Source organism: Streptomyces sp. LMG1-1-1.1 (genome assembly GCF_040815545.1).
Taxonomy (GTDB): domain Bacteria; phylum Actinomycetota; class Actinomycetes; order Streptomycetales; family Streptomycetaceae; genus Streptomyces.
Genome location: NZ_JBFPNH010000017.1, coordinates 107328 through 131882, shown reverse-complemented (window position 1 = coordinate 131882; position 24555 = coordinate 107328). Strand labels below are relative to the sequence as shown.

Genomic DNA, 24555 nt, shown 5'->3' with positions numbered 1-24555 from the left:
GTGGATGCATCGAGCGGCTCGGAATGACATGGGGGTTTGCGATGCTATGGCGTCAAACGCACCGGTCGGAAAGCCGACTGACATGAGTGCCCCGCACATCCCGAAAGTGGCTGGAATCGATGCCACGGTTCCCGGGCCCCCGCACACTACGGCGCCCCTCCCCGGGGTCCCGGCCGCGGCGCCCCCCTCCGACGCGGTCCCGCCGCCCGGAGCCCTGATCCAGGACCGGCTGGCCGCGTGGGTCTCCGACCTCACCACGCTCCACGAACTCACCGAGCGCCTCATCAGGACCTCCTCCCTCGACGAGGCCCTCCGCGAGGCGCTCGGCGCCGGCGCCGCGCTCGTCGGCGCCCGCCGCGGCATGGCCGTCCTCGAACCGGCCGACGGCCTCGGCCCCGCCACCACCATCGGCCTCGGCCTCGCCCACGCCGACCTCGGCACCATCGAGACCGTCCCGCGCGGCGCCACCGGTTACGGCCGCCTCCTCGACGGCCTCCCCGAGCCCGGGCGCCCGGACCACGTCCCCGATCCGATCGCCATCCGCGACGTGCGCACCGAGGAAGGCCTCGACCCGCGCCACCGCGAGGTCGCCGCCCGCCTCGGCTACGCCGCCAGCTACGCCCTCCCCCTCGCCACCGAGGACGCCGGGCGGCTCGGCGCGGCCGTCTGGCTCTACGACGAGCCCGCCGAACCCACCGACCGCCAGCGCCACCTCATCGGGCTCTACGGCCGCTTCGCCACCGAGCACGTCGCCCGTCTCCTCCAGGTCGAGCGCGCCCGCGTCCGGATGTCCACCGTCGCCGAGGAGCTGCTCCCCAGCCGCCTCCCCCGCGTCCCCGGCGTCCAGCTCGCCGCCCGCCACAGCACCGGCCCGCTGGGCGGCGGCGACTGGTACGACGCGCTGCCGCTGCCCGACGGCGCCCTCGGCCTCGCCGTCGGCTCCGTCTCCGGGACCGGACCCAGCGCGCTCGCCGCGATGGGCCGGCTGCGCGCCTCGCTCCGGGCGTACGCCGTGATGGAGGGCGAGGACCCGGTCGCCGTCCTCTCGGACCTGGAACTGCTGCTCCGGCTCACCGAGCCCGCCCGCTCGGCGACCGCGCTCTTCGCGTACGCCGAGCCCGCACAGCGCCGGATCGTCCTCGCCGGGGCCGGACACGCCCCGCCACTGGTCATCGGCGACCGGCGGACCGAGTTCGTCGAGACCTCGCTCTCGGCCCCGCTGGGCATGCTCTCCTGCTGGGAGGCGCCGAGCGTGGAGCTGTCCCCCGCACCCGGAGAAACGGTGCTTCTCTACACCGACGGGCTGCTCCGCCGTACCGGCGACGCCATGGACCGCGCCTTCGCCCGGCTGCACGCGGCCGCCGCGAGCGTGCCGAAGGCGGATCGGGGCGACCCCGGCGCGGTCGCCGACCACGTGCTGCGGACCCTGCTGCCCGAGGGCCTCGACCCCGCCGTGGACGGGGAGGACGTGGTCCTGCTCGCCGCGCGCTTCGAGTGAGCCCGGCGCGTGGGGTACGTGTAAGCGGAACGTGACTCTTCGGTAAGAGGCCTTCCGGCCCTGGGCCCCCTTCCGTACGACCGTACGATGGTGGGGGTTCAGTGTCGTACCAAGAGGAGGCAGACCCGTGGCCGAGGAGCTCACGCCGGAGACCCCGGAAGAGTCGACCGAAGAGCAGGCGATCAAGCAGCGGAAGAACGGCCTCTACCCGGGCGTCTCCGACGAGCTGGCCGAGAACATGAAGTCCGGCTGGGCCGACACCGAGCTGCGCGACCTCAAGCCGATCGCCCAGGCAGGCAAGACCGCCGCGCGCCGCGCCGCCGTCTCCGCCCGCTTCCCCGGCGAGCGCCTGGTGATCCCGGCCGGAAACCTGAAGACCCGGTCGAACGACACCGAGTACAGCTTCCGCGCCTCCACCGAGTACGCGTACCTCACCGGCGACCAGACCCAGGACGGCGTCCTCGTCCTGGAGCCCACCGCCGCCGGCCACGAGGCCACGATCTACCTGCTGCCGCGCTCCGACCGCGAGAACGGCGAGTTCTGGCTCCACGGCCAGGGCGAGCTGTGGGTCGGCCGCCGCCACTCCCTCGCCGAGGCCGAGCAGCTCCTCGGCATCCCCGCCAAGGACGTCCGCGAGCTGGCCGATGCGCTGCGCGAGGCCACCGGCCCCGTCCGCAACGTCCGCGGCCACGACGCCGGCATCGAGGCCGCGCTGACCGACAAGGTCACCGCCGAGCGCGACGAGGAGCTGCGGGTCTTCCTCTCCGAGGCCCGTCTCGTCAAGGACGACTTCGAGATCGCCGAGCTGGAGAAGGCCTGCGCCTCCACCGCCCGCGGCTTCGAGGACGTCGTGAAGGTCCTCGACAAGGCCGAGGCCACCAGCGAGCGCTACATCGAGGGCACGTTCTTCCTGCGCGCCCGCGTCGAGGGCAACGACATCGGCTACGGCTCCATCTGCGCCGCCGGTCCGCACGCCACCACCCTGCACTGGGTGCGCAACGACGGCGACGTCCGCTCCGGCGACCTGCTGCTGCTCGACGCCGGCGTGGAGACCACCGAGCTCTACACCGCCGACATCACCCGCACCCTGCCGATCAACGGCCGGTACACCGAGCTCCAGCGCAAGATCTACGACGCCGTGTACGAGGCGCAGGAGGCCGGCATCGCCGCGGTGAAGCCCGGCGCCGCCTACCGCGACTTCCACGACGCGGCCCAGCGGGTCCTCGCCGAGAAGCTCGTCGAGTGGGGCCTCGTCGAGGGCCCGGTCGAGCGCGTCCTCGAACTCGGCCTCCAGCGCCGCTGGACCCTGCACGGCACCGGCCACATGCTCGGCATGGACGTCCACGACTGCGCCGCCGCGCGCACCGAGATGTACGTGAACACCACCCTCGAGCCGGGCATGTGCCTGACCGTCGAACCGGGCCTGTACTTCCAGGCCGACGACCTGACGGTGCCGGAGGAGTACCGCGGCATCGGCGTCCGGATCGAGGACGACATCCTCGTCACCGAGGACGGCAACCGGAACCTGTCGGACGGGTTGCCGCGCCGCTCCGACGAGGTCGAGGCGTGGATGGCCGCGCTGAAGGGCTGACCTCCGCGTACGTTGGAACCGAAGGGCCCCCGCCGACCGACCGGCGGGGGCCCTTCCCCGCACCTCCGCACGCCCCCGGGGCCGTCAGGCCAGCAGCAGGGACGGGCTGTCCCGCCACTTCAGGATCTTGTCGAAACTGACCACCGCGCCGCCCCGGCCCGAACGGTTCCCGAACTGCACGTGGTCGGCGAGCTCCTCGATCAGCCGAAGGCCCCGGCCGTGCTCGGCGTCGTCCGACGGCGCCCGCGGCACCCCGGCGCCCGGGAAGCCCGGCCCCGCGTCGGCCACCTCGATGCGGCAGGTCTCGCCGTCCAGGTACGCCGTCACCCGGTACGCCCCCGAGGGCGGTCCGCCCGGCGCGCCGGGCCCGGCCCCGCCGCCGTGCTCGACCGCGTTCGCGCAGGCCTCCGTGAGCGCGACCGACAGGTCGTAGGACACGTCGGGATCGACACCCGCCGTCTCCATCGTGCCCAGCAGGAGCCGCCGGGCGAGGGGCACGCTCGCGGCCTCGCGCCGCAGATGGAGTGACCACCAGATGCTCATGCTCCAGCCTCCCGGCAGCGGCTCGACATACCGTTACGTATTGCCGGACGGAACCCTTCGTAAGCGCCCGAAGCCGTCAAGAGCGCTCGTTCGGCGGATGCGACCGGTCGGGCGCCGGTGTATGTCGGGCCCGAAGACCCCCGTATGTCACCCCGAAGAGGCCCAAGAACGACCTTCCGGACCTGCCGCATGGCGGTGGGGCCCCTGGTGCGATGATGGGCCCGCCATGACTGCCCCCGCGCTCGCTCCACGGCTGCTGAGGGCCGCGGTCTTCACCGCGGTCTGCGTCGTGCTGTCCGCGCTGGGCCACGCCATCGCCGCCTGCGCGGGGATCGCAATGTGGACCCTCCTCGCCGGATTCCTCGGCGTCTTCGGGATCACCGTCCTCCTCGCCGGCCGCGAGCGCTCCCTCGGCTTCGTCGTCACCGCCCTCGCCGGCGGGCAGCTCGGCCTGCACGTCCTCTTCGGCCTCGGACAGCGCCGGCCGGCACTGGGCCCCGAGGCCGACGACGCCCTCGTACGGATGGCCGCCCGGCTCGTCTGCGGAGCGGGACCCTCGTCCCTCAGCACCGCCGACGCCGCCCGGATCGTCACCGACGCCGGACTCGACCCGGCCGGCCCGCACGCCCACACGGGCCACGCGGCCGCCGCGCCCGCCGGCGACCTGCTGCCCGGGCTGCCCATGCTCCTCGGGCACCTGCTCGCCGCACTGGCCACGGGCTGGCTGCTGCGCCGCGGCGACCGCGCCCTCCGCCGACTCGTCGAGCTCTCCGGACAGGGCGCCACCGAGCTCGCCGAGTGCGCGCTCGTGCGCTCGCTGCGGGGCGCGCTGCGCCTCGTACGGGCGCTGCTCGCCGGACTGCCGACGGACCCGCGCACGGGTCCGCGGCCGCCCGCCCGCACCGCGGGCGACTCCTCGCCGCCGCCGGTGGCCGAGGCGCTCAGGAACACGGTGATCAGGCGCGGCCCACCGGCCGCCGACTGCGTCCTCGCAGCCTGACGCGGACCCCTCACCAGGAGCGGGGCCGCGCTCGTCCGCACGCCTGTGCGGGGACATCGTCCCCCGGTGTGCCGGACTCCCCCGTCTTCCTCCGAGCTGGAGTGTCCTCTGCCATGAACGTCTCCCGTGTCGCCCTCGCCGGCGGTATCGCCCTGTCCTCCGTCGTCCTGCTCTCCGGTACGGCCTTCGCGCACGTCAGCGTCCAGCCGCAGGGCGAGGCCGCCAAGGGCGGCTACGCGACCGTCAACGTCAAGGTCCCCAACGAGCGCGACGACGCCTCCACCGTGAAGGTCGAGGTCAACTTCCCGCTCGACCACCCGCTGGCCTCGGTCATGCCGCAGCCCGTCCCCGGCTGGAAGGCCGAGGTGACCAAGAGCAAGCTGAGCAAGCCGCTGGAGCTGCACGGCAAGAAGATCAACGAGGCCGTCTCCAAGGTCACCTGGACCGCCGACGGCTCGAAGATCGGCCCCGGCCAGTTCCAGCAGTTCCCGCTCTCCCTCGGCCAGCTGCCCGAGGACACCGACCAGCTCGTGCTCAAGGCGATCCAGACGTACGACAACAAGGAGGTCGTGCGCTGGATCGAGGAGTCGAAGGAGGGCGCGGAGGAGCCGCGGAACCCGGCCCCCGTCCTGAAGCTCTCCGCCGCGTCCGCCGACCACCACGGCGGCGGCGCCACTCCCACGGCCACCGCCTCCGCGGACGCGAAGGGCGGGCACGACGACAAGGCAGGCGGCCACGAGGAGACCGCGGCCGCACCCTCGTCGACCGACACCACGGCCCGCGTCCTCGGCGTCGTCGGCATCCTCGCGGGTGTCGCCGGCGTCGCCTTCGGCCTCCTCGCCGGACGCCGCCGCTCGGCCTGACGGCCGCACCCCACCCGAGAACCGAGAGAACCACCATGTCTGAAGAGAAGACGTCCGGGGCGGCCACGGCCCGTCCCGGGCGGCGCACCCCCCTGGTCATCGCGGCCGTCGCCATCGCCGCGGCGATCGGACTCACCGCGGCCGTCGGCCTCGGCGGCAACGACGACACGGCCTCCGGGCCGGTCGCCGAGGTCACCGGCGGCACCGACCCGACCAAGGCCGCGACCGTCCTCGACCGGCCGTTCACCAAGCCCTCGCTCGTCCTCACCGACACCAAGGGCGAGAAGTACGACCTGGTCGAGCGCACCAAGGGCAAGCCGACCCTCATCTACTTCGGCTACACGCACTGCCCCGACGTCTGCCCCCTGACGATGAGCAACATCGCCATCGCCAAGAAGCGGCTCCCCAAGGCCGACCAGGACAAGCTCCAGGTCGTCTTCGTCACCACCGACCCCGAGCGGGACACCTCCGCCGAACTCGCCAAGTGGCTGCCCGCCGCCGGCGACCCCTCCTTCACCGGTCTCACCGGCGACTTCTCCGCCATCCAGGCGGGCGCCAAGCAGATCGGCATCGGCATCGACCCGCCGAAGACGGAGGACGGCAAGGTCGTCTCCATGCACGGGGCCCAGGTCATCGCCTTCTCGCCCGCCACCGACCAGGGCTACGTCCTGTACGGCGAGGACGCGTCCGTCGACGACTACGCCAAGGACCTGCCGAAGATCATCAAGGGGGAGAACCCGTGAACCGCCGCACCACCGCCCTGACCGCCGCCGTGGCGCTCGCCGCCTCGCTCGCGCTGGCCGGGTGCTCGTCCTCCGACGACAAGCCCCACCTGGAGGTCAGCGGCGCGTTCATGCCCCAGCCGGTGATGGACATGGCCGGCGGCTTCCTCACTATCAAGAACGACGGAGACGCGGCGGACAAGCTCACCTCCGTCACCAGCCCGCTCTCGGACGACGTCACCATCCACGAGACGAAGGACCAGAAGATGCGGGAGGTGACGTCCTTCGACATCCCCGCGAACGGGGAGCTGAGGCTCGAACGCGGCGGCAACCACATCATGTTCATGGAACTGAAGTCGAAGCCGAAGCAGGGCGACAAGGTCAGCATCGAGCTGCACTTCGAGAAGGCCGACCCCATCAAGGTCGACGTTCCCGTCGAGGCGGCCAACCACGACCCGCAGCAGCACTGAGCTCGTTGACGGAGTGACACAGAGATGACAACCACCGCCCCGCGCCTCGGTACCGCCCTGGCCCGGCTGCTCGTCCTCGCGGCCGCGCTGCTCGGCACGCTCCTCGCCGGCGCCGCCCCCGCCTCCGCGCACGCGGCGCTGACCGGAAGCGACCCGAAGGACGGGGCGGTGGTCGCCACCGCCCCCAAGGAGGTCAACCTCACCTTCTCCGAACAGGTGGCCATGAGCCCCGACTCGATCCGGGTCCTCGACCCGGCGGGCCGGCGGGCCGACACCGGAGAGATCCGGGACCTGTGCAGCGGATCCGTCGTCCGCTACGGGGTGGGGCTCCGCGCCGGACTGCCCGACGGCACCTACACCGTCGCCTGGCAGACCGTCTCGGCCGACAGCCACCCCATCGCCGGCGCCTTCACCTTCTCCATCGGCGCCCCCTCCACGACCTCCGTCGCCCTGCCCGACCGGACGGCCGGCGGCGGGCCCGTCGGCGTCCTCTACGGCATCGCCCGCTACCTCTCGTACGCCGGATTCGCCGTCCTCGTCGGCGGCGGCGCCTTCGTCCTGGTCTGCTGGCCGCGCGGGGCTAGCGTCCGGCCCGTCCAGCAGACGGTCGTACGGGGCTGGCTGACCCTCACCGGCGCCACCCTGGCGATGCTGCTCCTGCGCAACCCGTACACCGGCTCCGGCGAACTCGCCGACGCCTTCGACCTGGCGGGCCTGAAGTCCGTCCTGGAGACCAAGACCGGGGCCGCGCTCACCTCCCGGCTGCTGCTGCTCGGCGCCGCCGCGCTCTTCGTGGCCGTCCTCTTCGGCGCCTACCCCCGGCGCACCGACCCGAAGGAGCGGAAGGACCTCGCCTTCGGACTCGGCATCGGCGGCACCGTCGTCGCCGCGGGCATCGCCGGCACCTGGGCCCTGGCCGAGCACGCCTCGACGGGTGTCCAGCCCGGCATCGCCATGCCGGTCGACATCCTCCACCTCCTCGCCGTCGCCGCCTGGCTCGGCGGCCTCACCGTCCTCCTCGTCGCCCTCTACCGGGCGCCGTCCCTCGAACGCCGTGCCGTCGCGCGCTTCTCCACGGTCGCCTTCGGCTCGGTGTCCGTCCTCGCGGCCACCGGGCTCTACCAGTCCTGGCGCCAGGTCGGCTCCTGGTCCGCCCTCACCGGCACCAGCTACGGCCGGCTGCTCCTCGTCAAGATCGGCCTCCTCGCCGCCCTCGTCGGCATCGCCTGGACATCCCGCCGCTGGACCCAGCGCTTGGCCGACACGACCGGGACCACGTCCGGGACCGGGACCGGGACCGAGTCCGGGACCGGGACCGGGCTTGGGACCGGGACCTGGCTTGGGGCTGACTCCGAGACCGAGCGCGAGTCCGAGCTCGGGGACGCCTCGGAGACCGAGGCCGAGACCGACGCCGAGGCCGTCTCCCGGGCCGAGCGTGAGGCCGAGGACGCCGGGCTCGACCCCGAGCGGGCCGTCCAGCTCGCCCGGCAGCGGGCCGCCGTGGCCACCGCGCGGCGGAAGCGCGAGCGGGACGCGGATCCGGAGCGGGCCGGGCTGCGCCGCTCGGTGCTGACGGAGGCCGCCGTCGCCGTCGTGCTGCTCGCCGTGACCACGATCCTCACGTCGACCGAACCGGGCCGCACCGAGGAGGAGGCCGGGCGGGCGGGCGCCACCGCCGCCGGTCCTGCCGCGGTGCCCGACCGGCCGGTCGACATCCGGCTGCCGTTCGACACCGGGGGCGTCGACGGCAAGGGCGTCGTCCGGCTCAGCCTCGACCCAGGCCGCACCGGCGCCAACGGTCTCCACCTCTTCGTCGAGCGCCCCAACGGCAAGCCGCTGGACGTCCCGGAGATCAAGGTGGCCCTCACCCTGGAGGCGAAGGACATCGGACCGCTGCCCGTCGCCCCCGACCGGATCCAGACCGGACACTGGAGCGCGAGCGGCGTCCAGATCCCGCTGCCGGGCGAGTGGAAGATCCAGGTCACCGTCCGTACCTCCGAGATCGACCAGACCACCATCGACAAGAACGTGAAGATCGGCTGAACGACGTGACCGACAGCGACAACCTTGAGATCTCCCGGCGGCGCCTGCTCGGCACCGTCGGCGCGGCGGGCGCGGCCGGGCTCGTCATCGGCGCGGCCGGCGGGGTCGGCGTCTCCGCGGCCGTGTCCGGCGGCGACGGCTCCGACGGGTCCGGCGCGGGTGGCTCGCCGGCGCTGGCCACCGTCGGCGCGACCGAGGTGATGTTTCACGGGAAACATCAGGCCGGCATCACCAACCCCCTCCAGGCGCGCGGCCATCTGGTCGCCTTCGACCTCGCCCCCGGCGCGGGTCGCAAGGAGGCGGCCGCCCTGCTGCGCCGCTGGTCGGTCACGGCGAAGGCGCTGATGGCGGGCAAGGCGCCGGCCGGGGACACGGGCATCGCGCTCGACGCGGGTCCCTCCTCCCTCACGGTCACCTTCGGCTTCGGCCGCACCTTCTTCGACCGCACCGGGCTCGCCGCGCGCCGCCCCACCGCGCTCGACCCGCTGCCGGCCTTCTCCTCCGACGCCCTGGACGCCAGGCGCTCGGAGGGCGATCTGTGGGTGCAGATCGGTGCCGACGACGCCCTCGTCGCCTTCCACGCGCTGCGCGCCCTGCAGAAGGACGCGGGTGACGCCGCGCGGGTCCGGTGGCAGATGAACGGCTTCAACCGCTCGGCCGGCGCCACCGCGAAGCCGATGACCGCCCGCAACCTCATGGGCCAGGTCGACGGCACCGGGAACCCGAAGCCCACCGACCCCGACTTCGACCGGCGGATCTTCGTCCCGGCCGGGACCGGGGGCGCGGAGGAGTGGATGGCCGACGGCTCGTACGCGGTGGTGCGCCGGATCCGGATGCTGCTCGACGACTGGGAGAAGCTGCCGCAGGACCGGCAGGAGCAGGTGATCGGGCGGCGGAAGTCCGACGGGGCGCCGCTCAGCGGCGGTACCGAGACGACCGAGCTGGACCTGAACAAGCTCGGTCCCGACGGGAAGCCGGTGATCCCCGACAACGCGCACTCCCGGATCTCCGCCCCCGAACAGAACGGCGGGGCGGCGATGCTGCGCAGGCCGTTCTCCTTCCACGACGGGATCGGCCCGGACGGGGCTCCGGACGCCGGGCTGCTCTTCGTCTGCTGGCAGGCGGACCCGCTGAAGGGCTTCGTCCCGGTGCAGCGCAAGCTCGACCGGGGGGACGCGCTGTCCCCGTTCATCCGCCACGAGGCCAGCGGTCTGTTCGCCGTGCCGGGCGGCCCCGCCGAGGGCGAGTACGTGGGCCAGCGACTCCTGGAGGCCTGAGCGGGGAGTCCGTTCGAGAGGGCGGCCCGCGCTCCCGGCGACCATTAGGGTGACGGTATGTCCGCCACCCGGTTCACGTATCTCGGCCCCGAGGGCACCTTCACGGAGGCCGCGCTCCGTACGCTGCCCGAGGCGGCGACGCGGGAGCTCGTCCCGATGGTCTCCGTCCCGGCCGCGCTCGACGCCGTACGGAACGGGGAGGCCGCCGCCGCGCTCGTCCCGATCGAGAACTCGGTCGAGGGCGGGGTGACCGCGACCCTGGACGAGCTGGCCTCCGGCGAGCCGCTGATGATCTACCGCGAGGTGCTCCTCCCGATCGCCTTCGCGCTGCTCGTGCGGCCCGGCACCGCGCTCTCGGAGATCAAGACGGTGACGGGCCACCCGGTGGCCCAGCCGCAGGTGCGGAACTGGCTGCGGGCGCACCTGCCCGACGCGCTGTGGGAGTCGGCCGCCTCGAACGCGGACGGCGCCCGGCTGGTGCAGGAGGGCCGCTTCGACGCCGCCTTCGCGGGGGAGTTCGCGGCGGCGACGTACGGCCTCGAAGCGCTGGTCACGGAGATCCACGACGCGGAGAACGCCGAGACCCGCTTCGTGCTGGTGGGCCGGCCGGCCCGCCCGTCGGCCCCGACGGGCGCGGACAAGACCTCGGTGGTGCTGTGGCTGGGTGACGATCATCCGGGTGCCCTCCTCGAACTGCTCCAGGAGTTCGCGGTGCGTGGGGTGAACCTGATGCTGATCCAGTCCCGTCCCACGGGGGCCGGGATCGGGAACTACTGCTTCGCCGTGGACGCCGAGGGCCATATCTCGGACCGGCGGGTGGGCGAGGCGCTGATGGGGCTCAAGCGGATCTGCCCCCAGGTGCGGTTCCTCGGCTCGTACCCGAGGGCGGGTGTCGAGGTCGACGACGTGCTGCCGCTGCGGCGCGGGACTTCGGACCAGGCGTTCACTGCGGCCTCCGACTGGCTGGCGAGGGCCCAGGACGGTCGGGCCTGACCCGATACTGACCGACCGCTCCCGCTGCCGGGGGCGGTCGTCCACAGGTACGAACCACTAGTCCTACCTGCATACTTTTCGGTTACCCACAGAGGTTATCCACAGGCATCGCGCCCAGCCTGGGGACAAGTCGACACCTCACTCCGACAAGGTCGACAAATCGCCCTGCCGACTCCTCGCCGGCGCGTCGCCCGTCCACAGCGCCCGACTGACGCGCACGTCAGCACCCCTCGCCCGATCAACTCTTTAGAGCGAGCAATTCCCACCCAAATGAGTGGGCGAATGGTGTTTGATCACGGAATTCCCAGGGGTGGCGACGGAAATCCCCGCACCCCTCTCCGTAATCCACAGATCTTCCGCACAGCCTGTGGATAAGTGAATGCGAGGTCCCTGGTTCCGGGATTCGTCCGGGCCTCAATTCGGGCAAAACAACACGCATGACAACGCGCGCCCTTATCCGGTGGGGCCGGGCGAACGCGCACCGGTAGCCTGGTGGGGTGATTGACCTTCGCCTGCTCCGTGAGGACCCCGACCGTGTTCGCGCCTCCCAGCGCGCCCGTGGAGAGGACGTCGCGCTCGTCGACGCCCTGCTCTCCGCCGATGAGCGGCGCAGGTCGTCCGGCGTCCGCTTCGACGAGCTCCGATCCGAGCAGAAGGCGCTCGGCAAGCTGATCCCCAAGGCCACCCCCGAGGAGCGCGCCGAGCTCCTCCAGAAGGCCGAGCAGCTCAAGACCGACGTCAAGGCCGCCGAGGCCGAACAGAACGACGCCGACGAGACCGCCAAGCGGCTCCTTCTCCAGCTCGGGAACATCGTCCACACGGACGTCCCGGTCGGCGGCGAGGAGGACTTCGTCGTCCTGGAGACGCACGGCACCATCCGCGACTTCGCGGCCGAGGGCTTCGAGCCCAAGGACCACCTGGAGCTGGGCGAGGCGCTCGGCGCCATCGACGTCGAGCGGGGCGCCAAGGTCTCCGGCTCGCGCTTCTACTACCTGACCGGCGTCGGCGCGCTCCTGGAGCTCGCCCTGGTCAACGCGGCGATCGCCCAGGCCACCGAGGCCGGCTTCATCCCCATGCTGACCCCCGCGCTGGTCCGTCCGCGCGCCATGGAGGGCACCGGCTTCCTCGGCCAGGCCGCGGAGAACGTGTACCACCTGGAGAAGGACGACTACTACCTCGTCGGCACGTCCGAGGTGCCCCTCGCGGCGTACCACATGGACGAGATCATCGACGCGGACAAGCTGCCGCTGCGGTACGCGGGGTTCTCGCCCTGCTTCCGCCGCGAGGCCGGCACGTACGGCAAGGACACCCGCGGCATCTTCCGCGTCCACCAGTTCGACAAGGTCGAGATGTTCTCGTACGTCGCGCCGGAGGACGCCGAGGCCGAGCACAAGCGGCTCCTGGAGTGGGAGAAGCAGTGGCTGACCGGTCTTGAGCTGCCCTTCCAGGTCATCGACGTCGCCACCGGCGACCTCGGCTCCTCCGCCTCCCGCAAGTTCGACTGCGAGGCGTGGATCCCCACCCAGGGCAAGTACCGCGAGCTGACCTCCGCGTCGAACTGCGACAGCTTCCAGGCCCGTCGCCTCTCCGTCCGCATGCGCGACGAGCAGGGCGGCAAGAAGACCGTGCAGCCGCTGGCCACCCTGAACGGCACGCTGTGCGCCGTACCGCGCACCATCGTGGCGATCCTGGAGAACCACCAGCTCGCCGACGGTTCCGTGCGGGTGCCCGAGGTCCTGCGGCCGTACCTCGGCGGCCGCGAGGTCCTGGAGCCGATCGCCAAGTGAGCCCCTTCCCCTACCGCCTGGTCGCGACGGACCTCGACGGCACGCTGCTGCGTTCCGACGAGTCCGTCTCGGGCCGTACGCGGGACGCGCTCGCCGCCGTGACGGCGGCGGGCGCCGCGCACATCGTGGTCACCGGCCGAGCGGTGCCCTGGACCCGGCACATCCTCGACGACCTCGGCTACGAGGGGATCGCGGTCTGCGGGCAGGGCGCGCAGGTCTACCACGCCGGCGAGCACCGGCTGCTGACCTCGCTGACCCTGGACCGGCAGCTCGCGGGGCTCGCCCTGTCCAAGATCGAGGCCGAGGTGGGCCCGCTGGCCCTGGCCGCGAGCCGTGACGGTCTGGACGGCGAGGTCCTGATGGGCCCCGGCTACCGGGCGCAGGAAGGGCCGCTGCCGTACGTCCCGTACGAGGACCCGGCGGAGATCTGGTCGGCCCCGCTGACCAAGCTGTACATCCAGCACCCGACGCTCACCGACGACGAGCTGACCAGGGCCGCCCGTGAGACCGTCGGCGGGCTCGTCGACGTCGTCATGGCCGGGCCCGGCATCGTGGAGATCCTGCCGCTCGGCCTGAGCAAGGCGACCGGCCTCTCCCTCGCGGCCCGCCGCCTCGGCGTGAAGGCCGCGGAGACGATCGCCTTCGGCGACATGCCGAACGACATCCCGATGTTCGGTTGGGCGGCCCACGGCGTGGCCATGGGGAACGCGCACGAGGAGCTCCGGGCGGTGGCCGACGAGGTGACCACCTCCAACGAGGAGGACGGCATCGCGGTCGTCCTGGAGCGCCTGCTGAGCGCCTGACCCCGCCGAGACGACACGAAGGCCCGCTCCCCGGAGGGAGCGGGCCTTCGCGGTTCGCGGCCCGCGCGGACGAGGTCCGCGCGCTCGAAGCGGCCGCCCCGGGGAGTCCCCCGTGCTCCCCGTACAACTAGTGTGCGCCGGGCCGCTGTTCGGTAGCGAACGGTTTTCCGCGGGTCAGCGGATAGCAGGCGAGGCCGATCGCCAGCGAGATGGCGTGGCCCAGGTCGGTGTACGTCCGGTCGGCGGCGAGCGGGACGAGGAAGAAGGCGACCGCTCCGGCGAGGTAGAGCCAGCGCCAGGGGCGCGGCAGCCGGTAGGTCAGGATCCCGGCCGAGGCGGCGAGCCCGTAGCTGACCCCGATGTCGACGACGTGCGCCATGCTGCGCGGCACGTCGTGGAGCTGGATGGCCGCCAGGACCACCTGCTGGCTGACGAGCGTCGCCGCGACGTGGGCCGTCGCGACGGTGAAGAGCCATTTCGGGGTGCCGAGCCAGCGTTCCACGGGCGCGTGCAGGACCTCGAAGAGCACCGCGTACAGCAGGAGGTCGGCCGGGTCCGCGATCCAGAACGCGCTGCCGAGCAGGGCCCGCAGCGGGTGGTGGGCGAGCTGGTGGAGGTTGCTGCTGTTGCGGTGGAGGAGATAGGTGTCCAGACCGGCCGGGGAGAGCGCGATGACGAGGCTGGTGAGCGCGATGACCGCCAGCCACACATGCGTACCGGGTGACGAACGCACCCACGACCTGATCGGCCGGGACGGTTCGCCACCCGGAGAGGTTTTGCTCGGCACCTTTCAGTGCCTATCACCCCGAGATGGGGGAAACCTCAGAAATTGATCATGTGTCCGGCAATACCGTGGATCGCTTCCTTCACGGCCTCGCCCAGGGTCGGGTGCGCGTGGACGTTCCGGGCGACCTCGTGGACGGTGAGGTCCCACTGCTGGGCCAGGGTCAGCTCGGGCAGCAGCTCGGTGACGTCCGGGCCGATCAGGTGGGCGCCGATGATCTCGCCGTGCGTGCCGTCGGCGATGATCTTGACGAAGCCGGTGGCGTCGCCGAGACCGTGCGCCTTGCCGTTCGCCACGAACGGGAACTTGGCGACCTTGACGTCGAAGCCCTTCTCGCGGGCCTGCGCCTCGGTCCAGCCGAAGCTGGCGATCTGCGGCTGGCAGTAGGTCGCGCGCGGGATCATCGGGTAGTCGAGCTCCATCGTCTCGGCGTCCCCGATGGTCTCGGCCGCGATGACGCCCATGGCCTCGGCGGTGTGCGCGAGCATCAGCTTCGCGGTGACGTCGCCGATGGCGTAGATGTGCGGCACGGAGGTGCGGCAGCGGCCGTCGACGTCGATCGCGCCGCGCTCGGTGAGGGCGACACCGGTGGCCTCCAGGCCGTAGCCGGTGACGTTCGGGGCGAAGCCGATGGCCTGGAGGACCTTGTCGGCCTCCAGGACCTTCTGGACGCCGTCCTTGCCCGTGACGGTGACGCGGACCTGCGGGCCGGACTCGTCGATGGCCTCGACGCGGGTCGAGGTCAGGACGTCGACGCCGAGCTTGCGGTACTGCTTCGCCAGCTCCTTGGAGACCTCTTCGTCCTCCAGCGGGGCGATCCGGTCGAGGAACTCGACGATCGTGACCTTGGTGCCGTAGTTGTTGAGGACGTACGCGAACTCGATGCCGATCGCGCCGGCGCCGGCGATGACGATCGACTTGGGCGCGTCCTCGGCGAGGATCTGCTGCTCGTACGAGACGACGCGGTCGCTGAGGGCGGTGCCCGGGAGCAGACGCGGGGTGGCGCCGGTGGCGATGATGCAGTTGTCGAACTGGATCGTCTCCGAGGTGCCGTCGGACTTGGCGACCTGGAGGGTGTTCGCGTCGAGGAAGGTTCCCCGGCCGTTGAACTCGGTGATCCCGTTCTTCTTCATGAGGAAGTGGACGCCCTTGACCCGGCCGTCCGCGACGGTACGGCTGCGGCGGAAGGCCTCGCCGTAGTCGAAGGAGACGGTGCCGTCGACCTTGATGCCGAAGGTCTTGGCCTCGTGGTTGAAGATGTGGGCGAGTTCGGCGTTGCGCAGCAGCGCCTTGGTGGGGATGCAGCCGACGTTCAGGCAGACACCGCCCCAGTACTTCTCCTCGACGACCGCTACCCGCTTGCCCAGCTGGGCGGCGCGGATGGCGGCGACGTAGCCGCCGGGGCCAGCTCCGAGTACGACGACGTCGAAGCGGTCTGACATGACTGACTCCCGAGGGTGATGAGGGTGTTCGGTCCACGTACGGCCCCACAGTAGTCCGGCGCTCCTCGGACGGTCAGGGCGGCAGTTGTAGGATGACTGGACAACCGGGCGAATGGAGAGGTCGGAACGGTATGGCACTCACAGCGGCGGGGCGGACCTCGCTGGTGGACTCCGTCGTGGAGCAGCTGCGCGCGCAGCTCGCCGAGGGCGAGTGGGCGGTCGGCGACCGCCTCCCGACCGAGCACGAGCTCGCACAGCAGCTCGGCGTGGGCCGCAACACCGTCCGCGAGGCCGTCCGGGTCCTCGTCCACGCCGGCCTCCTCGAGTCCCGCCAGGGCAACGGCACCTTCGTCCGGTCGACCGCCGACCCGACCGCCGTGCTGCGCGGCATGCGCCACGCGGGCGCGTCCGACGTCCTCGAACTGCGGATCGCCCTGGAGGCCGAGGCCGCCCGGCTCGCGGCCGCCCGGCGCGACACCCACGACCTGCTGCGGCTGCGGGCGGCCCTGACCGGCCTGCGGGAGGAGGGCGACCGGGACGCGGACGCCGACCTCGCCTTCCACCTGGCGGTCGTGGGCGCGACCCACAACGCGGCCTTCGTCGAGGTGTACCGCTTCTTCTCCGCCCAGGTGCACGAGGTACTGGTGGAAGCCCTCGGCGACCACGCGATGCCGCCGGTCGACATCGACGCCCACGAGGCGCTGGTGGCGGCGATCGAGGCGGGCGACCCGGACGCCGCGGAGCGGCAGGCCCGCGAACTGCTCCGGGTCCCGATGGAGACGGTCACCGCCCTGACCGAACAGCGCCGATGAACACCGGCGCACGCGCGGAGGCGGAGACCCGCGCCGAAGCACCGGCGCCCGGACTCCCGCGGGCGTCCGGGCAGGTGACCGGGCGGCGGGCGCTCGCCCACCCCGCGGTGCTCCTCACCGGCATCGTGCTCGCCTCGCTGAACATGCGGGTCGCGCTGGCGAGCGTGGCACCCCTGGTCGGCGAGATGTCCGAGGCCTTCGGGCTCTCCTCCACGGCGAGCTCGCTGGTGACGTCGGTGCCCGTGCTCTTCCTCGGCGTGGGCGCGCTGGTGGCCCCCTGGCTCGGCCGCCGCTTCGGCGCCGAGCGCGTGCTGTTCGCGGCGCTCCTGCTGCTCGGCGCCGGCATCCTCGTGCGCGTCCTGCCGTCCGTGTACGCGCTCTACGGCGGCGGGATCCTCGTCGGCACCGCGATAGCCCTGCTCAACGTACTGACGCCGGGTCTGATCAAGCGGGACTTCCCGGAACGGGCCGCGGGGATGACCTCCGTCTACACGGGCGCGATGATCGCCGGCGCGACGGTGGCCGCGGCGGCCGCGGTGCCGCTGGAGAAGGCGCTGGGCGGCGGCTGGCAGGCCTCGCTCGGCGTCTGGTCGCTGCTCGCCGTGGTCGCGGCCCTCGCCTGGCTGCCGCAGGTGCTGATCGCCCGCGGCCGTACGGGCCATGGCGTACGGGCCGTCCCGGCCGCCGGCGCCCGCCCGGTGCGCGTCTGGCGCTCCGCGCTCGCCTGGCAGGTCACCCTTTTCATGGGGCTGCAGTCGCTGTGGTCGTACGTCCTGATCGCCTGGATGCCGACGATGTTCACCGACCACGGCATGAGCCGCTCCACCGCCGGCGTGATCTTCGCCTTCAACAACCTGATCCAGGTCGCCGGCGCCTTCCTGGTGCCGCTGCTGGCCGGCCGGATGCGGAGCCAGCGTCCGCTGATCGTCCTGGTCACCGCGCTGGTGGCGGCCGGTTACGCCGGACTGATGACGGCGCCCGTGCAGGGCGCCTGGCTCTGGTCCGCGGTGCTCGGCGTCGGCCAGGGCGGGGCGGTGGGTCTCGCCCTGACCCTGATCGTGCTGCGCTCCGGGGACGCGGTGACCGCGGCCAGGCTGTCCGGGATGGCCCAGACGGTGGGCTATCTGCTCGCCGCGGCCGGTCCGCTGGCGGCCGGTGCCCTCCACCAGGCCACCGGCTCCTGGACCCTGCCGATCTGCGTGGTCCTCGGCGTCTGCGCGGCGGCCCTCGCCGTCGGCCTGCTCGCGGCCCGCGACCGGACACTGTGAACCGGAGGGTGTTGCCGGACGGTGTGAACCGGACGGTATGAACCGGACAGCGTGAACCGGAGGGTGGGCGAGGAAGGCGGGGGCGGGGCGGCTCCGGGGTGGGGCTCCCGGGGGCGGGGGACGCCCCCGGAGCCGTACCGCTTCCTCCTTCGGGGACTACTCCTCGCCCGCGAGCTTGAGGGTGCGGAGTTTGTGGCCGGCGAACCAGGTCGCCGCGACCGTGACGGCGATGAGGAGTATCGAGGCCGTCGGGAGCGCGACGTCCGAGGTGACCAGACCGTCGCCGGTGACCTTCTCCGCGAGGGCCAGCGCCCACTGCTGGACGCTCAGGGTCTTCGCTCCGGCGATCAGGGAGCCGAAGAGCGTTTCCCACACCAGGGCGTAGACCAGGCCGATCACCACGGCGTGCCGGCTGACCGTGCCGAGCAGCAGGAACACCGCGCTGTAGGCGATGGACGCCACCAGCGCCGCCACCATGTACGCGACGGCCACCTGCTGGCCGTTGCCGTTGAGGATGAATCCGGCGATCAGCGTCGGGACCGCCGAGAAGACCATCGTGACCGCGATGGCCACGATCAGCTTGGTGAAGATGATCGTCGGCCGCTTCACCGGCTTCGACAGCAGGTAGACGATCGAGCCGTCGTCGATCTCCGGGCCGATCGCGCCCGTGCCGGCGATCACGCCGATCAGCGGGACCATGGTGGCCAGTGCGAAGCCGCCGAGGACGTCGGCAGCGACCTGGTCGTCCGCGCCGTTGAAGCCGCGGACCGCCGCCGAGATGAGCAGCAGCATGCCGGGCAGCAGGAAGAGGATCAGCGCCCTGCGGCGGCCGAGGAGTGCCCGGTAGGTGAGCCGGGCGACTGTGGGGTTGTACATCGGTCAGTCTCCTTTCAGGCCGCGACGAGGTACGAGAAGACCGATTCGAGGGACTCGTCCGATGGCGAGACCGTCAGCAGACGGATCCCGCGCTCTTTCGCGACCTTCGGCAGCAACTCCGTGAACCGCCCGAAGTCCACCGCCTGGACGCGCAGTCCGCCCTCCACGTGGTCGACCTCGATGCCGGCCGTCGACGGGTCGGCGATCAGCGCCGCGGCGAGGGCCCGGTCGTCACTGGAGCGGACGAGATAGCGGTGCGGCCGGTCGGTCATCAACCGGCGGATCTTGCGGAAGTCGCCGGAGGCCGCGTGCCGCCCGGCCACGATCACCTCGATGTGGGAGGCGAGCTGCTCGACCTCCTCCAGGATGTGCGAGGAGAACAGGACCGTGCGGCCCTCCGCGCCCATCCGCCGCAGCAGGTCCATCAACTGCATGCGCTGGCGCGGGTCCATGCCGTTGAACGGCTCGTCGAGCAGCAGCACCGACGGCTCGTGCACGAGGGCCGAGGCCATCTTCACGCGCTGCCGCATGCCCTTGCTGTACGTGGAGATCCTGCGGTCCTGGGCGTACTCCATCTCGACCGTGGCGAGCGCCCGCTGGGCCTCCTTCGAGCCGAGTCCCTGCAACTCCGCGTTCGCCTGGACGAATTCGCGCCCGGTGAGGAAGTCGTACATCGCCTCCCGCTCCGGCACGACGCCGATCTCGCGGTAGACCGACTCGTTCCCCCAGATCTTCGCGCCGTCGAGGGTGACGGTGCCGGTGGAGGGGTCGAGGAAGCCGCCCATCATGTTGATCAGGGTGGACTTCCCCGCTCCGTTGGGCCCGAGGAGGCCGGTGACGCCCGGTCCGACCGACATCGTGACGTCGTTCACGGCCACGACGTTGCCGAACCAGCGGGAGACGTGGTCGATGTGGAGCGTTGTCACAGCCCGACCTTTCGGTAGCGGCGCATCAGGATGCCGTACGAGGCGGCGACGAGCGCGAGGACGACCAGCAGATAGACCACGCCGACACCGGCGCTCGGACCCCCGCCGTCGGGGAAGCCCGTCGGTGCGCCCAGGAAGGCGGTCTGCACACCGTCGATGAGGGTCATCGGCGAGAACAGGCCGAGCCACTGGATGGCGCCGTCGTTCTCCGTGGCGTAGGCGATGCCCATGAGCGTGGAGACCGCCCCGTACGAGATCGTGAAGACGGCGATCACGGCGGCGACGCCGAAGCCGCGGCGCGGCGTGAGGGCCGCCATGACCAGCCCGATGCCGCCGAAGAGCAGCGAGAGCAGAGCCACCGAGACGAGCCCCTGGCCGAACATCTTGCTCTGCTCGGCGAAGTCCATCTTGGCCAGCATCGAGCCGATCCAGAGGATCAGCAGCGGGGCGGCGGTGAGGACGAAGAGCGCCGAGGCCATCGCGCCGAACTTGGCGAGGACGTAGTCCACGCGCTCGATCGGGCGGGAGAAGTACAGCGGCACCGTCCGGAACCGGAGGTCCCGGGAGACGGACTGCGGGGCCTGCGAGGCCAGGTAGATGCTGATGACGACCTGGAGGAACAGCGCGTACTGCGTGTACTCGATCGACAGCTTGGACTGCTTGGTGACGACCGCGACCGCGACGATGATCAGCGCCGGGACGCACATCACCGCGAACAGCAGCATCGGCAGCACCTTGGACTTGGCGCTGCGGCCGAGGCCGTACGCGCCGCGCAGCGACTGCGAGAACAGCGACCGCCGCGCGTACGCCCGGCCGAGGCGCGGGCCGTCGTAGGAGCGGTAGCCGATGTTGTGGATCCGGGTCGTGTCGGGAGCGGCCTTGGAGGTGTCGGTGCTCATCGGGCCTGCACCTCCTCGTGCTGCGCGGACGCCTCGGCGCCCTCCGGGCGGAAGACCTCGGCGATGTGGTGGCGGCGCTGCTCCATGCGGACGAGGCCGAGGCCGAGACCGGCGACGGTGTCCCGCACCAGGTCGTACGTCTCCTCGCCGGCCGCTTCCAGGAGCAGGATGTGCCCGGCGCCGGGCAGGCCGTCCTCGACGCCCGCGTGGATCGTGACGCCGGCGGCGGCGAGCGCCTCGCGGAGCGCACCCGTGCCGTCGGGGTGGGAGTCGGAGTCGGTGACCTCGACCGCGAGCGTCGTGGTGATCCTGGTGAAGTCGCTGGTGGAGCTGGAGCGCAGGAGCCGCCCGCCGTCGATGACGACGACGTGGTCGCAGGTGCGCTCCAGCTCGCCGAGCAGGTGCGAGGTGACGAGGACCGAGATGCCGAAGTCGGTCCAGACACGGCGGATCAGTCCGAGCATCTCGTCGCGGCCGACCGGGTCGAGGCCGTTCGTCGGCTCGTCGAGGAGGACCAGCTTCGGGTCGTGGACAAGGGCCTGGGCGAGCTTCACCCGCTGCTTCATGCCCGTCGAGTAACCCCCGATGGGGCGGTAGCGCTCCTCGTACAGGCCGACATGGCGCAGGGTGTCGGCGGTCCGCTCGCGGGCGGCGGTCGCGGGCAGCCCGGACATCCGCGCCATGTGGACGACGAACTCGGTGGCCGAGACGTCCGGCGGGAGGCAGTCGTGCTCCGGCATGTATCCGACGCGCTCACGGATCTGGGCGCCGGAGGTCCGGACGTCGAGTCCCAGAACCTCGGCGCGGCCCTCCGTGGCGGGGGAGAGGCCGAGCAGGATCTTGATCATGGTGGACTTGCCGGCTCCGTTGGCACCCACGAGTCCGGTCACACCGGGCCCGATGTCCAGGGAGAGCCGGTCAAGCGCGGTCACCCGGGGGAACCGCTTGCTGAGGCTTTCGGTCGCGATCACAGTCACAGTTCGAAGGTAGTGGCGTGGGCCACAGAGGTCGTCAGCCCAATGGCTCGATCGTTGTCCGACCAGAGGACTACAAGCCAGTAGGGGAGGTCGAGACGAAAGTCTTTCCCCGTGTCCGCGACGGGGTTCCCACCGGGCCGCCCGTCGGTGTTTTCCACAGGCTCGTGCCCGACCCCTTGACGCAGCCGCCGAGCATTGTCACATTCATCGGTGTCAAGTTACGGACGCGTAGTGCGATCGGGCGCTCACACGGGACGGCGGGTGGCATGGCCTCGGCAGTGACAGGGGAACTCTCCGCGGAGCTGCGGGGTTTCAGGGAAGTGCAGCGGCTCTCCTACGAGTGCGCGGAATCCGTCGCGGCGCAGCTCAAGCCCGGGGTGACCGAGCGCGAGGCCGCCCGGATGCAGCGGGAGTGGCTGTACGAGCGCGGCGTGCGGGACTGGTTTCACCGGCCGTTCGCCTGGTTCGGGGACCGCACCGCCTTCGTCGACTTCAAGATCCCGCTGCAGTTCTTCCCGACCGGCCGGCGGCTCGAGGCGGGGATGCCGTTCATCCTCGACATGGCCCCGGTCCACAAGGGGTACACGGCCGACGTCGGCTACAGCGGCTGCCTGGGCCTCAACCCCCTGCACGACAAGCTCCTCGCCGACCTCCGGGACCACCGCGAGCTGATCCTGCGCGAGGTGCGCGAGCGCCGCACGCTGCGCGAGATATACGAGGACGTGGACCGGCTCATGGTCCGCCAGGGGTACGCGAACCGGCACCGCGCCTACCCCTTCGGCGTCATCGCCCACAAGATCGACCGGGTGGGCGAGCGACGCTGGTCGCCTACGCTCTTCGGGTTCGGCACCCAGGCGCTCAAGGGGCTCGCGAGCGACGCCCTGCACGGCCACCGGGACGGCTGGTCACCGCTCTGGTCGCCGTACAAGTTCTCCGACCACCCGCCCAGGCCCGGCCTGTGGGCGGTCGAGCCGCACCTCGGATTCCGGGGGACGGGCGCGAAGTTCGAGGAGATCCTGGTCGTCACCGACTCGAAGGATCCCGAGCAGAGCGCTTTCTGGCTGGACGACGACCTGCCGCACGTGCGGCGCTGGAACGAAGGAGCGGTCTGATGGCGGGAATCACCGGCCTCGGCACGGCGCGGGAGCGCTGGGTCCGTACGGGCGGGATAGAGCTGTGCGTCGCCGAGCTCGGCGACGCGGAGCGGCCGACCGTCCTGCTCGTGCACGGCTACCCGGACTCCAAGGAGGTCTGGTCGGAGGTCGCGACCCGGCTGGCCGAGGAGTTCCACGTGGTGCTGTACGACGTCCGGGGCCACGGCCGGTCCACGGCGCCGGCCCCGCTGCGTGGCGGCTTCACCCTGGAGAAGCTGACGGACGACTTCCTCGCGGTCGCCGACGCCGTCAGCCCCGACCGGCCGGTCCACCTCGTCGGCCACGACTGGGGTTCCGTGCAGTCCTGGGAGTTCGCCACCGTCCCGCGCACCGAGGGCCGGATCGCCTCCTTCACCTCGATGTCGGGGCCCTCGCTCGACCACTTCGGGCACTGGATCAAGCGGCGGATGGCCCGGCCCACCCCGCGCCGGGTCGGCCAGCTCCTCGGCCAGGGCGCCAAGTCCTGGTACGTGTACATGCTGCACACGCCCGTGCTCCCCGAGCTCGCCTGGCGCGGGCCGCTCGGCAAGCGCTGGCCGAAGATCCTGGAGCGGATCGAGAAGGTCCCGGCCGGCGACTACCCGACGCCGTCCCTGCCGAGCGACGCGGCGCACGGCGCCTGGCTCTACCGGGACAACGTCCGCGCGCGGCTCGGGCGCCCGCGCCCCGACGCGTACGCCCACACGCCGGTGCAGCTGATCACGCCGACCGGCGACGCGTTCCTCTCCGAGCGGCTCTACGACGACCTGGGGAACTGGGTCCCGGACCTGACCCGGCGCACCCTGCCCGCCAAGCACTGGGTGCCGCGGACCCGACCCGACCAGCTGTCCGCCTGGATCGCCGAGTTCGTGCGGGCCAACGAGGAGCCGGCGACGAAGGCACCGAAGCCGGTCGCGGCGACGGCGGCGAAGAGCGGGGTGAAGCCGGAGTACACGGAGCGGTTCGGCGGCCAGCTCGTCCTGGTGACCGGCGCGGCCAGCGGCATCGGCCGGGCCACCGCCTTCGCGTTCGCGGAGGCCGGGGCCCGGGTCGTGGCCGTGGACCGGGACGGCGAGGGCGCGGCCCGCACGGCCGAGATGGCCCGTCTGATCGGCGCCCCGGAGGCGTGGGGCGAGACCGTCGACGTCGCCGACGAGCAGGCGATGGAGAAGCTGGCCGCCAAGGTGGCGAGCGAGTACGGGGTCGTCGACGTCCTGGTCAACAACGCGGGCATCGGGCTCACCGGCTCCTTCTTCGAGACGACGAGCGAGGAGTGGAAGCGGGTCCTGGACGTCAATCTGTGGGGCGTGATCCACGGATGCCGGATCTTCGGCGCGCAGATGACCGCGCGCGGCCAGGGCGGTCACATCGTGAACACCGCCTCCGCCGCCGCGTTCCAGCCGTCCCGCGCCCTGCCCGCGTACAGCACGTCGAAGGCGGCGGTGCTGATGCTCAGCGAGTGCCTCCGCGCCGAGCTGGCCGGCCAGGGCATCGGGGTGTCCGCGATCTGCCCCGGCATCGTGAACACCAACATCACGGCGACGACGCGGTTCGCCGGGGTCACGGACGGCGCGGAGGAGAAGCGGCGGCAGAAGAAGGCCACCCGGCTGTACGGCCTGCGGAACTACCCGCCGGAGAAGGTCGCGGACGCGATCCTGGGCGCGGTCCTGCACGACCGGGCCGTCGTCCCGGTAACGCCGGAGGCCCGGGGCATCCACTTCCTGTCCCGGCTGAGCCCGGGCGCGCTGCGGGCCCTGGCCCGCTGGCAGCCGCCCGCGTAGGGGGCGGAGTCCGGGAGGGACGTGCGGTCGTACGATCCCTCCCAGCAGGGGCCCCGCGGCGACGGGG

At 72.0% G+C, this 24555-nt stretch carries 22 protein-coding genes; 15 read left to right on the top strand and 7 right to left on the bottom strand.

The window, feature by feature from the left end; translation table 11 throughout:
* Positions 1 to 46: 46 nt before the first annotated feature.
* Positions 47 to 1498 (top strand): PP2C family protein-serine/threonine phosphatase, encoded by a 1452-nt coding sequence (locus MRBLMG1_RS08630; RefSeq protein WP_414721514.1) that lies wholly within the window; start codon positions 47 to 49, stop codon positions 1496 to 1498.
* A gap of 127 nt (positions 1499 to 1625) precedes the next feature.
* Positions 1626 to 3089 carry an aminopeptidase P family protein gene (locus MRBLMG1_RS08625; protein ID WP_367822359.1) on the top strand — a complete coding sequence of 488 codons (1464 nt, stop codon included), beginning with the start codon at positions 1626 to 1628 and terminating at the stop codon, positions 3087 to 3089.
* 84 nt (positions 3090 to 3173) lie between these two features.
* Here MRBLMG1_RS08625 and MRBLMG1_RS08620 read toward each other — a convergent pair whose 3' ends face one another.
* Positions 3174 to 3632: an ATP-binding protein gene (locus MRBLMG1_RS08620; RefSeq protein WP_367822357.1), complete on the bottom strand. Its 459-nt coding sequence runs from the start codon at positions 3630 to 3632 to the stop codon at positions 3174 to 3176.
* 226 nt (positions 3633 to 3858) lie between these two features.
* On the opposite strand from MRBLMG1_RS08620, the gene MRBLMG1_RS08615 reads away from it, so the two are divergent.
* From MRBLMG1_RS08615 to MRBLMG1_RS08575, 9 genes are all read left to right on the top strand, one after another.
* Positions 3859 to 4632, top strand: coding sequence for a hypothetical protein (locus tag MRBLMG1_RS08615; RefSeq protein ID WP_367822355.1), 774 nt, complete (start codon positions 3859 to 3861; stop codon positions 4630 to 4632).
* Between the two features lie 113 nt (positions 4633 to 4745).
* A complete protein-coding gene (locus MRBLMG1_RS08610) occupies positions 4746 to 5495 on the top strand; it encodes a YcnI family protein (RefSeq protein ID WP_367822354.1) in 750 nt (249 codons plus the stop codon).
* A gap of 35 nt (positions 5496 to 5530) precedes the next feature.
* Positions 5531 to 6238, top strand: a complete 708-nt coding sequence (locus MRBLMG1_RS08605; RefSeq protein ID WP_367822352.1) for an SCO family protein — start codon at positions 5531 to 5533, stop codon at positions 6236 to 6238.
* Positions 6235 to 6687 (top strand): copper chaperone PCu(A)C, encoded by a 453-nt coding sequence (locus MRBLMG1_RS08600; protein WP_367822350.1) that lies wholly within the window; start codon positions 6235 to 6237, stop codon positions 6685 to 6687. Before MRBLMG1_RS08605 ends, MRBLMG1_RS08600 begins: the two co-directional genes overlap by 4 nt.
* Positions 6688 to 6711: 24 nt before the next feature.
* Entirely contained in the window at positions 6712 to 8730 is a 2019-nt protein-coding gene (locus MRBLMG1_RS08595) for a copper resistance CopC/CopD family protein (RefSeq protein WP_367822348.1), read from the top strand.
* Between the two features lie 5 nt (positions 8731 to 8735).
* Positions 8736 to 10007, top strand: a complete 1272-nt coding sequence (gene efeB / locus MRBLMG1_RS08590) for an iron uptake transporter deferrochelatase/peroxidase subunit (protein WP_367822347.1) — start codon at positions 8736 to 8738, stop codon at positions 10005 to 10007.
* 57 nt (positions 10008 to 10064) lie between these two features.
* Entirely contained in the window at positions 10065 to 11000 is a 936-nt protein-coding gene (gene pheA, locus MRBLMG1_RS08585) for a prephenate dehydratase (RefSeq protein ID WP_367822345.1), read from the top strand.
* Between the two features lie 497 nt (positions 11001 to 11497).
* Positions 11498 to 12787, top strand: coding sequence for a serine--tRNA ligase (gene serS / locus MRBLMG1_RS08580; RefSeq protein WP_367822343.1), 1290 nt, complete (start codon positions 11498 to 11500; stop codon positions 12785 to 12787).
* Entirely contained in the window at positions 12784 to 13590 is an 807-nt protein-coding gene (locus MRBLMG1_RS08575; RefSeq protein ID WP_367822341.1) for an HAD family hydrolase, read from the top strand. The genes serS and MRBLMG1_RS08575 overlap by 4 nt, the downstream gene beginning before the upstream one ends.
* Positions 13591 to 13717: 127 nt before the next feature.
* Here the strand turns inward: MRBLMG1_RS08575 and MRBLMG1_RS08570 are convergent, their stop codons facing one another.
* Together MRBLMG1_RS08570 and lpdA are read right to left on the bottom strand one after the other, a co-directional pair.
* Positions 13718 to 14377, bottom strand: a complete 660-nt coding sequence (locus MRBLMG1_RS08570) for a rhomboid-like protein (protein ID WP_367822339.1) — start codon at positions 14375 to 14377, stop codon at positions 13718 to 13720.
* 35 nt (positions 14378 to 14412) lie between these two features.
* Entirely contained in the window at positions 14413 to 15816 is a 1404-nt protein-coding gene (lpdA, locus tag MRBLMG1_RS08565; protein WP_367822338.1) for a dihydrolipoyl dehydrogenase, read from the bottom strand.
* Positions 15817 to 15947: 131 nt separating this feature from the next.
* Between lpdA and MRBLMG1_RS08560 the strand changes: the two genes are divergently transcribed.
* Positions 15948 to 16628: a FadR/GntR family transcriptional regulator gene (locus tag MRBLMG1_RS08560; RefSeq protein ID WP_367822336.1), complete on the top strand. Its 681-nt coding sequence runs from the start codon at positions 15948 to 15950 to the stop codon at positions 16626 to 16628.
* On the top strand, positions 16625 to 17896 hold the full coding sequence (locus tag MRBLMG1_RS08555) for a CynX/NimT family MFS transporter (protein WP_367822334.1): 1272 nt from the start codon (positions 16625 to 16627) through the stop codon (positions 17894 to 17896). Before MRBLMG1_RS08560 ends, MRBLMG1_RS08555 begins: the two co-directional genes overlap by 4 nt.
* Positions 17897 to 18052: 156 nt before the next feature.
* Here MRBLMG1_RS08555 and MRBLMG1_RS08550 read toward each other — a convergent pair whose 3' ends face one another.
* Genes MRBLMG1_RS08550 through MRBLMG1_RS08535 form a run of 4 tightly spaced genes read right to left on the bottom strand, consistent with a single transcriptional unit; the run spans position 18053 to position 21568 of the window.
* Positions 18053 to 18772 (bottom strand): ABC transporter permease, encoded by a 720-nt coding sequence (locus MRBLMG1_RS08550; protein ID WP_367822332.1) that lies wholly within the window; start codon positions 18770 to 18772, stop codon positions 18053 to 18055.
* 14 nt (positions 18773 to 18786) lie between these two features.
* Entirely contained in the window at positions 18787 to 19698 is a 912-nt protein-coding gene (locus MRBLMG1_RS08545) for an ABC transporter ATP-binding protein (RefSeq protein WP_367822330.1), read from the bottom strand.
* Positions 19695 to 20597, bottom strand: coding sequence for an ABC transporter permease (locus tag MRBLMG1_RS08540; protein WP_367822328.1), 903 nt, complete (start codon positions 20595 to 20597; stop codon positions 19695 to 19697). Before MRBLMG1_RS08540 ends, MRBLMG1_RS08545 begins: the two co-directional genes overlap by 4 nt.
* On the bottom strand, positions 20594 to 21568 hold the full coding sequence (locus MRBLMG1_RS08535) for an ABC transporter ATP-binding protein (protein ID WP_367822406.1): 975 nt from the start codon (positions 21566 to 21568) through the stop codon (positions 20594 to 20596). Before MRBLMG1_RS08535 ends, MRBLMG1_RS08540 begins: the two co-directional genes overlap by 4 nt.
* 272 nt (positions 21569 to 21840) lie before the next feature.
* On the opposite strand from MRBLMG1_RS08535, the gene MRBLMG1_RS08530 reads away from it, so the two are divergent.
* Positions 21841 to 22686: a M24 family metallopeptidase gene (locus MRBLMG1_RS08530; RefSeq protein ID WP_367822326.1), complete on the top strand. Its 846-nt coding sequence runs from the start codon at positions 21841 to 21843 to the stop codon at positions 22684 to 22686.
* On the top strand, positions 22686 to 24488 hold the full coding sequence (locus tag MRBLMG1_RS08525) for an SDR family oxidoreductase (protein WP_367822324.1): 1803 nt from the start codon (positions 22686 to 22688) through the stop codon (positions 24486 to 24488). Before MRBLMG1_RS08530 ends, MRBLMG1_RS08525 begins: the two co-directional genes overlap by 1 nt.
* Positions 24489 to 24555 lie beyond the last annotated feature (67 nt).

Excerpts from the sequence above, each read along its gene's own strand:
- MRBLMG1_RS08630 (WP_414721514.1), top strand. The coding sequence starts at position 47 with ATGGCGTCAAACGCACCGGTCGGAAAGCCGACTGACATGAGTGCCCCG.
- MRBLMG1_RS08620 (WP_367822357.1), bottom strand. The coding sequence starts at position 3,632 with ATGAGCATCTGGTGGTCACTCCATCTGCGGCGCGAGGCCGCGAGCGTG.
- MRBLMG1_RS08615 (WP_367822355.1), top strand. The coding sequence starts at position 3,859 with ATGACTGCCCCCGCGCTCGCTCCACGGCTGCTGAGGGCCGCGGTCTTC.
- MRBLMG1_RS08610 (WP_367822354.1), top strand. The coding sequence starts at position 4,746 with ATGAACGTCTCCCGTGTCGCCCTCGCCGGCGGTATCGCCCTGTCCTCC.
- MRBLMG1_RS08605 (WP_367822352.1), top strand. The coding sequence starts at position 5,531 with ATGTCTGAAGAGAAGACGTCCGGGGCGGCCACGGCCCGTCCCGGGCGG.
- MRBLMG1_RS08595 (WP_367822348.1), top strand. The coding sequence starts at position 6,712 with ATGACAACCACCGCCCCGCGCCTCGGTACCGCCCTGGCCCGGCTGCTC.
- pheA (WP_367822345.1), top strand. The coding sequence starts at position 10,065 with ATGTCCGCCACCCGGTTCACGTATCTCGGCCCCGAGGGCACCTTCACG.
- lpdA (WP_367822338.1), bottom strand. The coding sequence starts at position 15,816 with ATGTCAGACCGCTTCGACGTCGTCGTACTCGGAGCTGGCCCCGGCGGC.
- MRBLMG1_RS08560 (WP_367822336.1), top strand. The coding sequence starts at position 15,948 with ATGGCACTCACAGCGGCGGGGCGGACCTCGCTGGTGGACTCCGTCGTG.
- MRBLMG1_RS08555 (WP_367822334.1), top strand. The coding sequence starts at position 16,625 with ATGAACACCGGCGCACGCGCGGAGGCGGAGACCCGCGCCGAAGCACCG.
- MRBLMG1_RS08550 (WP_367822332.1), bottom strand. The coding sequence starts at position 18,772 with ATGTACAACCCCACAGTCGCCCGGCTCACCTACCGGGCACTCCTCGGC.
- MRBLMG1_RS08540 (WP_367822328.1), bottom strand. The coding sequence starts at position 20,597 with ATGAGCACCGACACCTCCAAGGCCGCTCCCGACACGACCCGGATCCAC.
- MRBLMG1_RS08530 (WP_367822326.1), top strand. The coding sequence starts at position 21,841 with ATGGCCTCGGCAGTGACAGGGGAACTCTCCGCGGAGCTGCGGGGTTTC.
- MRBLMG1_RS08525 (WP_367822324.1), top strand. The coding sequence starts at position 22,686 with ATGGCGGGAATCACCGGCCTCGGCACGGCGCGGGAGCGCTGGGTCCGT.